The organism is Streptomyces mexicanus, from assembly GCF_902506575.1.
Lineage (GTDB): Bacteria > Actinomycetota > Actinomycetes > Streptomycetales > Streptomycetaceae > Streptomyces > Streptomyces mexicanus.
This window is the reverse complement of the sequence record NZ_LR732544.1, coordinates 3,294,566-3,305,628: the sequence shown is the minus strand read 5'-3', so window position 1 is coordinate 3,305,628 and position 11,063 is coordinate 3,294,566. Positions and strand designations below refer to the sequence as shown.

Here is an 11,063-nt window from a genome sequence, read left to right as displayed (position 1 = left end):
GGCCGGGTGGGCAGGCTCGCCGCCTGTTCGCCGCCGTCCGCCGCCCGGTCGCCGCTGTCAGCCGCCCGGTCGCCGCTGTCCGGTCGTCCGGTGCCCGGTCGTCCAGCGGCCGGTCGACCCGTGCCCGCTCGTCCGGCACCGGCTCGTCCGGAGTCCGGGGTCGGTGCCGTCTCGGCGTCGACCAGTTCGCCGATGCGGGCTCCGGCCCGGCGGCCCTCCAGGTGGAGGCGGCCGACGTTGACGCGGTCCTCGGCGAGGAGCGTCAGCACGGCGGGGCGGCCCGCCGCGGAGGGGGCGGCGGAGCCCCGGCCGCCGCGCCCGAGCAGGTCGCGCAGCGGGCCCCGGCCGGTCGCCTCCGTCATGCGCAGGGCGACGCCGAGCGCGGGCGCGGGCAGGGCGGCCACGCTCTCCGGCTCCACGCCCGGGGTGTCGTGCCCGAGGACGAGACCGTCGACGCTCGCCGCCAGCGCTCCGGTGAGCTGCGGGACGCGCGCTCTCAGTCGGCGCAGCTCCTCCAGGATCTCGGGCTCGGCCGCCATCCGGTGTCTCCTTTCAAAGGGCCTCCAGCGCATCCCTGAGCCTCTTCAGCAGCGTGATGTGGGGGTCGGTGGTGACGGCCGGCGGGTCGGCGGCCGGGGTGGTGCGGGTGTCCGCGGACGGCAGCCGCGGTGGCGGCTGCGGCGGGTCGGGCGGCGGCGGTGGTGGTCCCTGGGGCGCGACGAGGCCCGCGGCCGCCAGGCGGCGGACGTCCACCAGGGTGTGGAAGGCCTGCCGCCCCAGTGCCCGGGCCAGGTCGGTGGCGGTACGGGTCCCGTTGACGCGGTCCAGCAGGGTCTGCCGGCGGACGGTCAGCCGGGGCGGGCAGACGGTGTCGGTGCGCACCAGCGGCGCGCTGTCCAGCCGGGGGTCGGGCCAGATGCGGTGCAGCAGGTCGCGGCGGCGCACCGTCTCGCGCTCCAGGGCGGCCACCGCGACCGGTCGGAGCGCGCCCGGCCGGTGGACCGCGCCGTAGCGGAAGCGGCCCGGGGTGCTGCTCGGGGCGAGGACGAAGTAGGCCGCGTCGTACAGGGCGACCAGGTGGCACAGTTGCAGCGTGCCCTCGGCCAGCCGGCCCGCGGCCAGCAGCAGGTGGGCGGCGCCGCGGCGGTCCTCGGCCCGCTGGGCGGCCTGCCGCCAGGTCTCGGTGCTCAGCGTGCCGTGCGCGGTGAGCAGGATCTCCAGGCCGGGCGCCAAGGGGCTTTCGGCGTGCACCACCTGGCCGTCGGCGAGATGAAGCGTGCCGTGCTCCCGGACGAGGACCCCGGTGGCCTTCTCGGCGGCGAGCCGGGTCAGCATCGGCGACAGCCCGCCCCAGGCCCGTTCGACGGCGACCGCGCGGTCGCGCACCGGCAGCCGGGGAGGTTCGGCGGTGGCCACGGTCATCCCAGCACCAGCCGCTCGGCCATCTCGCCCAGGCGTATGCGCGCCAGCGCCAGGTTGCCCTCCGCGCGGCTCAGCCACAGGTGCAGGAACACGCTGCTGTCGAAGCCGGTGTCCACGAACCGCAGCAGGTGGTAGCTGGTGCGGTTGCTGACGATCACGTCCTCCACCGGGGGGTGCTCGGCGTCCGCGTCGGCGTCGTCGGCGGTGAACGCCCCGTGCTCGGCGGCCAGTCGGGCCAGCTCCGCGGCCTCCGCCGCGCTGGTCTCGTGGTCGCCGGCCGGGGCGTCCCCGACGGTGCCCAGGGCCAGACCGCTCGTCCAGTCGACCAGCGCGGCGCCTCGCGCACCGGGCAGCCGCATGGCCTGAAGAAGGCACTCGTCGATTCCGGGCACCGTTGCTCCCCTCCCGCCTGGGGTTCGGCTGAGTGGTGCCGACGCTACGCACGGTGTGGGGAGGGGATGGGGGTTACGGCATTTTCCAGTGGAACATGCGACCGAGGGGCTAACGTGGGTCGGCTGACCCGTTGTCACCCGTGTGGGTGTGCCGGGCGGCTCCGGCGCACCACGGTCGGTTCGGGGTCGTCAGAGGGTGCCTGGAAGGTCCCTGAAGGCGCCTGGTCACGCGCCGGGGCGCTCGGGCGCGTGCAGGGCGGTGAGGGCCGCGGCGTGCGCCCCGCCCGCCTCGGCCACGATCTCCGCCACCGTCTGCGGCTCGCGCACCGTCGCGAACGCGACCCCGCCGCGCCCGTCCGGGGTGTATCCGTACACGGCGGGCCGGGGCAGGGAGTTGTAGGCGTAGTGGTGCGCGAAGTAGTACGCGCCGGTGTCCAGCGCCGCCACCACGTCGCCCGGTTCCAGCGGCGCGAGCGCCCGCGCCTCGGCCAGCAGGTCGCCCGCGAAGCAGGCGGGCCCGGCGATGTCCTGCACCACCTCGGGCCCCGTCTTGGGCCGGCCCTTCGCGTCGTACGCGGCCAGCCGCAGCGGCCACGCCTGCGGGGCGTACACCGTCCGGGTGGCGACCTGCACGCCCGCGTGCGTCACGGCCACCGGGCGCCCGCCTGCGCTCTTGGTGTACTCCACCCGCGTCAGGAGCGTGCCCTGCTTGGCCATCAGCGACCGGCCGAACTCGGTCACCAGCCCGTACCGCCCGTCGAACAGCCCCGGTACCGCCTCGGCCAGCAGCCGCGCGTACTGCCCGTAGGTCGGTGTGGTCTCCTCCCCGGCGAAGTTCACCGGCAGCCCGCCGCCGATGTCCAGGGTGTCGATCTGCCGCCGCCCGGCCCGCTCGTTGATCTCCTCGGCGAGCGCGTACGTCTCGGCCACGCCCCGGGCCAGCAGGTCGAGCGGGATGCCCTGCGAACCGGTGTGGGCGTGCAGCCGGGTCAGCCACGGCCGGTCCAGGTACGCCTGGACCACCCACGCCCGCGCTCCCTCGTCGCGCAGCGCCACACCGAACTTCGAGGTCGCCGTCGCCGTGGACGTCGCCCCGATGGAACCTCCGCCGACCTGCGGGTTCACCCGGATCCCGAGCGGGGAGCGGGGGACGGAGGACCCCACGAGGGAGTCGATGCGCGCCAGCTCCTGGGGGCTGTCCGCGTTGACCGCGATGCCGAGCGCCAGTGCCTCGCGCAGCTCCGCGGTGGTCTTGGCGGGGGAGTCGAGCACGGTGCACGCGGCCGGTACCCCCGCCGCCCGCGCCAGCGCCAGCTCGCCCGGGCTCGCCACCTCCGCGCCGATGCCCTCCTCGGCCAGCAGCCGCAGCACGGGCACGAGCGGGGTCGCCTTCACCGCGAAGGCGTGCAGGACGGGCGTCCCGGGGGGCGTGACCTCGGTGAAGGCCGCTTTGAGCCGTGCGGCCGACTCCCGGATGCCGGTGACGTCGAGCAGGCCCACGAGGGGGGAGTCGGGACCGAGCAGCCCCTGGTCCACCGCGGCCCGCACCGCCTCGTCCCGCCGGGCGGCCCGCGCACCGTCCGTGTCCTCCTCCTGCATCCGGCGCAGCCCGTCCGAGCCCGCGTCCTCCCGCACCCGGTGACCGTCGCCCATGCCGTCGTCCCCCTTGTCCGCGTCCTCCCGCACCCGGCGACCCTCGTCCCTGCCGTCGTCCCCCCGCGTCCCGTGCCCGCGCCCCATGTCGCCCTCCCACGTCCTGTCGCTTCCGAGCTTCCGGCGGCCGTCCGTGCCGTGCGTCCAGCCAAACATCCGGCGGGTGCCCCTGTCGGCACCCCGACGTATTGACTAGTTCTATTCATCAGGCCAGGATGTGAATAAGAACGGAAACATTCCCTGGGAGCAATCCGCTAGGAGGCAGACCATGTCAGGACCCCGCCCCGTCCGAGCGCCACGTGGCACGGAATTGAGCGCCCTGGGATGGCAGCAGGAGGCCGCGCTGCGGATGCTCCAGAACAACCTCGACCCCGAGGTCGCCGAGCACCCCGACAAGCTCGTCGTCTACGGCGGCACCGGCAAGGCCGCCCGCGACTGGCGCTCGTTCGACGCCATGGTGCGCACGCTGCAGTCCCTCAAGGCCGACGAGACCATGCTCGTCCAGTCCGGCCGCCCCGTCGGCGTCATGCAGACCCACGAGTGGGCCCCGCGCGTCCTGATCGCCAACTCCAACCTCGTCGGCGACTGGGCCACCTGGGAGGAGTTCCGCCGCCTGGAGGCCCTCGGCCTGACCATGTACGGGCAGATGACCGCCGGCTCCTGGATCTACATCGGCACGCAGGGCATCCTCCAGGGCACCTACGAGACCTTCGCCGCCGTCGCCGCCAAGAAGTTCAACGGCACCCTCGCGGGCACCATCACCCTCACCGCCGGCCTCGGCGGCATGGGCGGCGCCCAGCCGCTGGCCGTCACCATGAACGACGGCGTGGCCATCTGCATCGACTGCGACCCGCGCGCCATCGACCGCCGCATCGAGCACCGCTACTTGGACGTCAGGGCCGACTCCCTCGACCACGCCCTCCAGCTCGCCACCGAGGCCCGCGACCAGCGCAAGCCGCTGTCCATCGGCGTCCTCGGCAACGCCGCCGAACTGGTCCCGCAGCTGCTCGCGATGGGCGCGCCCATCGACATCGTCACCGACCAGACCTCTGCCCACGACCCGCTGTCCTACCTGCCGGTCGGCATCGCCTTCGAGGACATGGCCGACGCCGCCGCCAAGGACCCGGCCGGCTTCACCACCCGCGCCCGCGAGTCCATGGCCCGGCACGTGGAGGCGATGGTCGGCTTCCAGGACGCCGGCGCCGAGGTCTTCGACTACGGCAACTCCATCCGCGGCGAGGCCCAGCTCGCCGGCTACGACCGGGCGTTCGCCTTCCCCGGCTTCGTGCCCGCCTACATCCGGCCGCTGTTCTGCGAGGGCAAGGGCCCCTTCCGCTGGGCCGCGCTGTCCGGCGACCCCGCCGACATCGCCAGGACGGACCGGGCGATCCTGGAGCTCTTCCCCGAGAACGAGTCCCTGGCCCGCTGGATCAAGATGGCCGGCGAGCGCGTCCACTTCCAGGGCCTGCCCGCCCGCATCTGCTGGCTCGGCTACGGCGAGCGCGACAAGGCCGGCGAGCGGTTCAACGACATGGTCGCGAGCGGGGAGCTCAAGGCGCCCATCGTCATCGGCCGCGACCACCTCGACTGCGGCTCCGTCGCCTCCCCCTACCGCGAGACCGAGGCCATGCTCGACGGCTCCGACGCCATCGCCGACTGGCCGCTGCTCAACGCCATGGTGAACGTCGCCTCGGGCGCCTCGTGGGTGTCCATCCACCACGGCGGCGGCGTCGGCATGGGCCGCTCCCTGCACGCCGGCCAGGTCACGGTGGCCGACGGCACGGCGCTGGCGGGCGAGAAGATCCGCCGCGTGCTGACCAACGACCCCGGCATGGGCGTCATCCGGCACGTCGACGCCGGATACGACATCGCCGAGTCCGTGGCCGCCGAGCGGGGCGTGCGGGTGCCCATGCGCGAGGGTGAGCAGCGTTGAGCTTCCACAGCATGTGGACGGAGCTGCTGCCGGTCGGCCGCAGCTCCGCCTCCGGCGGCTACCGCCGCTTCGCGTGGACGGCGGCGGACGCCGAGTGCCGGGCCTGGTTCGAGGACCAGGCCCGGGCCCGGGGGCTGGCCTACGAGGTCGACCGCAACGGCAACCAGTGGGCCTGGCTGGGGGACCCGGCCGCCGGTGACGCCGTCGTCACCGGATCGCACCTGGACTCCGTGCCCGACGGCGGGGCCTTCGACGGTCCCCTCGGGGTGGTGTCGGCCTTCGCGGCCCTGGACGAACTGCGCGACAGGGGTGCGCGGTTCACCAGGCCGCTGGCCGTCGTCAACTTCGGGGACGAGGAGGGCGCCCGGTTCGGGCTCGCCTGCGTCGGCTCCCGGCTCACCGCCGGTCAGCTCACCGTCGAACAGGCCCACAAGCTCACCGACGGCGACGGGATCACCCTGCCCCGGGCCATGGAGGCCGCCGGGTACGACCCCGAGGCCATCGGGCCGGACCCGGAGCGGCTCGCCCGCATCGGCGCCTTCGTCGAGCTGCACGTCGAGCAGGGCCGTGCCCTGGACCTGACGGGGGACGCCGTCGGCGTGGCCGGTGCGATCTGGCCGCACGGGCGGTGGCGGTTCGACTTCCGCGGCGAGGCCAACCACGCCGGCACCACCCGGCTGGTGGACCGGCGCGACCCGATGCTGTCGTACGCCGAGACGGTGCTGGCCGCCCGCCGCGAGGCCGCGCACACCGGGGCCGTGGCCACGTTCGGGAAGATCGCCGTGGAGCCGAACGGCGTCAATGCCATCCCCTCCCTGGTGCGCGGCTGGCTCGACTCGCGCGCCGCCGACCAGGACACCCTGGACACGGTCGTCGCGGGCATCGAGAAGGCGGCCCGGGAGTACGCGGACGGCCACGGCGTCGCCCTGGACGTCGTCCGGGAGTCCTTCACGCCCGTCGTCGAGTTCGACCACGGCCTGCGCGACGAACTCGCCCGCATCCTGGGCCGGGAGACGGAGCTGAAGGTGCCCGTGCTCGGCACCGGCGCCGGACACGACGCCGGGATCCTCTCCGCGAGCATCCCGACCGCCATGCTGTTCGTGCGCAACCCCACCGGCGTCTCGCACTCCCCGGCCGAGTTCGCGGCCGAGGACGACTGCGTGGCCGGGGTGCGCGCCCTCGCCGACGTACTGGAAGGACTGGCCTGCAGGTGACTGGCACCCCGACCCGGACCTACTGGCTGGAGCACGCCTGGCTCGGCGACACCGTCGAGCCGGGCGTGGCCCTCGACGTGCGCGGCGGCCGCATCGCGGCCGTCCGCACGGACGTGACCGCCCCGCCGCCGGGAGCCGAACCCCTGCGGGGCCTGACGCTCCCCGGGCTGGCCAACGCCCACTCGCACGCCTTCCACCGGGCGCTGCGCGGCACCGTCCAGGTCGGCTCCGGGACGTTCTGGACCTGGCGGGAGGTCATGTACGCCACCGCCGACCGGCTCACCCCCGAGACGTACCACGCGCTGGCCCGCGCGGTGTACGCCGAGATGGCCCTCGCCGGCATCACCGCCGTCGGCGAGTTCCACTACGTCCACCACGCCCCGGACGGCTCCCGCTACGCCGACCCCAACGCGATGGGCGAGGCCCTGATCGAGGCCGCCGCCGAGGCCGGCATCCGCATCACCCTGCTCGACACCTGCTACCTGTCCGCCGGATTCGGGCAGCCGCCCAACGCCCACCAGGTGCGCTTCTCCGACGGCACGGCCGAGGCCTGGGCCGAACGCTGTGCAGTTCTCAAGGACCGGGATCACGCACGGATCGGTGCCGCCGTCCACTCGGTGCGGGCCGTGCCCGCCGGGGAACTGGCGACGGTGGCGCGGTGGGCGCAGGAACGGCGGGCCCCGCTCCACGTGCACCTGTCCGAGCAGACCGCCGAGAACGACGCCTGCCGCGAGGCCCACGGCTGCACGCCCACCCGGCTGCTGGCCGACCACGGCGTCCTCGGCCCGCGCACGACCGGCGTGCACAACACCCACCTCACCGAGGAGGACATCGCCCTGCTCGGCGGATCCGGCACCGGCACCTGCATGTGCCCGACCACCGAACGGGACCTGGCCGACGGCATCGGACCCGCCGTCGCCCTGCAACGCGCCGGCTCCCCGCTGTCGCTCGGCTCCGACAGCCACGCGGTCATCGACCTGCTCGAAGAGGCCCGCGCGATGGAGCTGAACGAGCGCCTGCGCACCCGCACCCGCGGCCACTGGACGGCCGCCGCCCTCCTGCGGGCCGCCACCGCCGCCGGCCACGCCGCCCTCGGCTGGGACGACGCGGGCACCCTCGCCCCCGGCGCCCGCGCCGACTTCACCACCGTCGCGCTGGACTCGGTCAGAACAGCCGGACCGCTGCCCCGGCTCGGCGCCGAGACGGCCGTATTCGCCGCGAGCGCAGCGGACGTACGGCACACGGTCGTGGGCGGACGGCACGTCGTACGCGACGGGCACCACCAGCTCGTCCCGGACGTGCCGCAGGCCCTTGCGCGGGCCGTGGACGCCCTCCGCGGCTGACCCCCCTCCCGGCCACCCACGAGGACACCATGAGCAGCAGCACCGTCATCACCAACATCGCCACGCTGGTCACCAACGACCCCTCCCTCGGCGACGGCTCCCCCCTCGGCCTGGTCCGGGACGCGGCCGTCGTCATCGACGGCGACCGCATCGCGTGGACCGGTACCTCAAGCAAAGCACCCGCCACTGACAACCGGGTCGACGCCGGCGGCCGCGCGGTGATCCCCGGCTTCGTGGACTCCCACTCCCACCTGGTCTTCGCCGGCGACCGCACCGAGGAGTTCAACGCCCGGATGTCCGGCCGCCCCTACAGCGCCGGCGGCATCCGCACCACGGTCGCCGCCACCCGCGCCGCGACCGACGCGGAACTGGAGGCCAACCTCACCCGCTACCTCGCCGAGGCCCTGCGCCAGGGCACCACGACCTTCGAGACCAAGTCCGGCTACGGGCTCACCGTCGAGGACGAGGCCCGCGCCCTGCGCATCGCCGCCCGCCACACCGAGGAGGTCACCTACCTCGGCGCGCACATCGTCTCCCCCGACCGCGCCGACGACCCGGCCGGCTACGTCGCCCTGGTCACCGGCGAGATGCTGGACGCCTGCGCCCCGCACGCCCGCTGGATCGACGTCTTCTGCGAGAAGGGCGCCTTCGACGGCGACCAGGCCCGGGCGATCCTCACCGCGGGCAAGGCCAAGGGCCTGCACCCGCGCATCCACGCCAACCAGCTCTCCTTCGGCCCGGGCGTGCAGCTCGCCGTCGAACTCGACGCGGCCAGCGCCGACCACTGCACCCACCTGACGGACGCGGACGTCGACGCCCTGGCCAACAGCCGCACGGTCGCCACGCTGCTGCCCGGCGCCGAGTTCTCCACCCGCGCCGCATGGCCCGACGCCCGCCGACTGCTGGACGCGGGCGCCACGGTCGCGCTGTCCACCGACTGCAACCCGGGCTCGTCCTTCACGTCCTCGGTGCCGTTCTGCATCGCCCTGGCCGTCAGGGACATGGGCATGACCCCCGACGAGGCGTTGTGGTCGGCGACCGCCGGCGGGGCCGCGGCCCTGCGCCGCACCGACATCGGCCGGCTGACCCCGGGCGCCCGCGCCGACCTGGTCGTCCTCGACGCGCCCAGCCACGTCCACCTGGCCTACCGGCCGGGCGTCCCGCTGGTGAGCCAGGTCTGGCGGCGCGGAGTGCGCGAGGCCTGACCGCGACGGAGACGTACAGGACGGTCCGGCGGCGGAGACGTACAGGACGGTCCGGCGACGGACAGGCACAAGGCCGTCCGGAGGCGGAGAGACACAAGGCCGTCCGGCAGCGGAGACGCACAAGGCCGTCCGGTGCCCGCTTCGGGCGCCGGACGGCCTCCGTCATGTCACGTCGCGGGCCGGTCCCCGGCCCGTCACTCCTCGACGGTCAGCCCCTTGCGCAGCCGCACCAGGGTGCGCGACAGCAGCCGGGAGACGTGCATCTGCGAGATGCCGAGCTCCTCGCCGATCTCCGACTGCGTCATGTTGGCGACGAACCGCAGGGACAGGATCCGGCGGTCCCGGCTGGGCAGTTCGGCGATCAGCGGCTTCAACGACTCGACGTACTCGATCCCTTCGAGACCGTGGTCCTCGTAGCCGATCCGGTCCGCGAGCGCGCCCTCGGAGTCGTCCTCATCGGGCTGGGCGTCCAGCGACGAGGCGGTGTACGCGTTGGACGCCGCCATGCCCTCGACGACCTCGTCCTCGGTGAGGTCCAGGTGCCGGGCCAGTTCCGCCACCGTCGGGGCGCGGTCCAGGCGCTGGGCCAGCTCGTCACCGGCCTTGGCCAGGTCCAGCCGCAGTTCCTGCAGCCGGCGCGGGACGCGCACGGACCACGAGGTGTCGCGGAAGAAGCGCTTGATCTCCCCGATGATGGTCGGCATGGCGAAGGTGGGGAACTCCACGCCGCGGGAGAGTTCGAAGCGGTCGATCGCCTTGATCAGGCCGATGGTGCCGACCTGGATGATGTCCTCCATCGGCTCGCTGCGCGAGCGGAAGCGGGAGGCGGCGAACTTGACCAGGGCGAGGTTGAGTTCGACGAGCGTGTTGCGTACGTAGGCGAATTCGTGGGTGCCTTCCTCGAGGGACTCCAGCCGCTCGAAGAGGGTCTTGGACAGCGCCCGGGCGTCGTCCGGGGCGACTTCGTCGTACGGGGGGATGTCCGGAAGTCCGGTCGGCGCGGCGGCCGCAGCGGCCTGCCTCGCGCGCGTGTCGTCGGGGGACTCGAAGGGGTCCAGATCGTCCGGAGGGGTTGTCGACGTCGCCGTCTGGGTATGCGAGGCGTCGAGCCGGGGTGACATGATGTCCTCCATCGTTCTCGGCATATGGCTGCCGAAGCCAGTTCGTGCACTGCGGTGTGCGGCGCCTCCAAAGCCGGCCGTGTCGGGTACGTGTCCTTACTAGCCCTACCCGCTTTCCCGACATGACCGCAAGTGCCTTCTGTGGGGATATGTCCGTTTGTGTGCGGTTGTTCGGGTGTCGGCCCGGTGGGGGAAGGCGTAGTGTTCGAGGGCGTCAGTCAGCAGCCAAGACACCCGGGAGAAGAGACGGCATGGACCGCGGGACGGTCGGCAGCGCACAGTCGGGCCGGCTTCTGGTGGAGGTGCGACAAGAGGGCTCCAGCGCCGTCGTGACACCGACGGGCGAACTGGACCATCACACGGCGGACCTGCTGCGCGAGCCGCTTGAGGAGTGCCTCGCCAAGGGGCGCTCGCGCCTGGTGGTGGACTGCTCGCGCCTGGAGTTCTGCGACTCCACGGGGCTCAACGTGCTGTTGGGGGCGCGGCTGAAGGCGGAGGCCGCCGGAGGGGGTGTCCATCTGGCCGGAATGCTGCCGGTGGTCGCCCGTGTGTTTGAGATCACAGGGGCGGACGCGGTCTTCGGTGTCTACGACACGCTGGAGGACGCGCTGGCCGGTGAGGCCGCCGACGCGGGCGACCAGGCCCGCGGGGCCGACGCGTCCGAATGAGCCGCGGGGGCGGGCACACCTTCGGTGAACGCCTGCGGGCAGGGGCCGGGGCGGAAAACGGGGGGTGTTCCACCGGGACGCTCGGGCAGGAGACATCCTGAACGGATCGGCA

The 11,063-nt window shown here is 73.8% G+C and carries 10 protein-coding genes; 5 read left to right on the top strand and 5 right to left on the bottom strand.

Annotation, left to right across the window (positions count from 1 at the left end):
* The 4 genes from GV126_RS14690 to GV126_RS14675 all read right to left on the bottom strand — a co-directional run.
* Positions 1-539: roadblock/LC7 domain-containing protein (locus GV126_RS14690; protein ID WP_159666573.1), on the bottom strand; the 539-nt coding region annotated here is incomplete at its 3' end.
* 13 nt (positions 540-552) lie between these two features.
* On the bottom strand, positions 553-1,422 hold the full coding sequence (locus GV126_RS14685) for a transcriptional regulator (protein WP_159666570.1): 870 nt from the start codon (positions 1,420-1,422) through the stop codon (positions 553-555).
* Positions 1,419-1,814: a hypothetical protein gene (locus GV126_RS14680; protein ID WP_159666567.1), complete on the bottom strand. Its 396-nt coding sequence runs from the start codon at positions 1,812-1,814 to the stop codon at positions 1,419-1,421. The genes GV126_RS14685 and GV126_RS14680 overlap by 4 nt, the downstream gene beginning before the upstream one ends.
* Positions 1,815-2,039: 225 nt before the next feature.
* Positions 2,040-3,413: a type III PLP-dependent enzyme domain-containing protein gene (locus GV126_RS14675; RefSeq protein ID WP_159673696.1), complete on the bottom strand. Its 1,374-nt coding sequence runs from the start codon at positions 3,411-3,413 to the stop codon at positions 2,040-2,042.
* 322 nt (positions 3,414-3,735) lie between these two features.
* Here GV126_RS14675 and hutU point away from each other — a divergent pair, with 322 nt between their 5' ends.
* Genes hutU through hutI form a run of 4 tightly spaced genes read left to right on the top strand, consistent with a single transcriptional unit; the run spans position 3,736 to position 9,162 of the window.
* Complete coding sequence (gene hutU / locus GV126_RS14670; protein WP_159666564.1) at positions 3,736-5,400, top strand: urocanate hydratase; 1,665 nt, start codon at positions 3,736-3,738, stop codon at positions 5,398-5,400.
* On the top strand, positions 5,397-6,614 hold the full coding sequence (locus GV126_RS14665; protein ID WP_159666561.1) for an allantoate amidohydrolase: 1,218 nt from the start codon (positions 5,397-5,399) through the stop codon (positions 6,612-6,614). Before hutU ends, GV126_RS14665 begins: the two co-directional genes overlap by 4 nt.
* Positions 6,611-7,957 (top strand): formimidoylglutamate deiminase, encoded by a 1,347-nt coding sequence (locus tag GV126_RS14660; protein ID WP_159666558.1) that lies wholly within the window; start codon positions 6,611-6,613, stop codon positions 7,955-7,957. Before GV126_RS14665 ends, GV126_RS14660 begins: the two co-directional genes overlap by 4 nt.
* A gap of 29 nt (positions 7,958-7,986) precedes the next feature.
* Positions 7,987-9,162: an imidazolonepropionase gene (gene hutI, locus GV126_RS14655; RefSeq protein WP_159666555.1), complete on the top strand. Its 1,176-nt coding sequence runs from the start codon at positions 7,987-7,989 to the stop codon at positions 9,160-9,162.
* 194 nt (positions 9,163-9,356) lie between these two features.
* Here the strand turns inward: hutI and GV126_RS14650 are convergent, their stop codons facing one another.
* Complete coding sequence (locus GV126_RS14650) at positions 9,357-10,295, bottom strand: RNA polymerase sigma factor SigF (protein ID WP_185948246.1); 939 nt, start codon at positions 10,293-10,295, stop codon at positions 9,357-9,359.
* 239 nt (positions 10,296-10,534) lie between these two features.
* Here GV126_RS14650 and GV126_RS14645 point away from each other — a divergent pair, with 239 nt between their 5' ends.
* On the top strand, positions 10,535-10,951 hold the full coding sequence (locus GV126_RS14645) for an STAS domain-containing protein (RefSeq protein ID WP_159666552.1): 417 nt from the start codon (positions 10,535-10,537) through the stop codon (positions 10,949-10,951).
* Positions 10,952-11,063 lie beyond the last annotated feature (112 nt).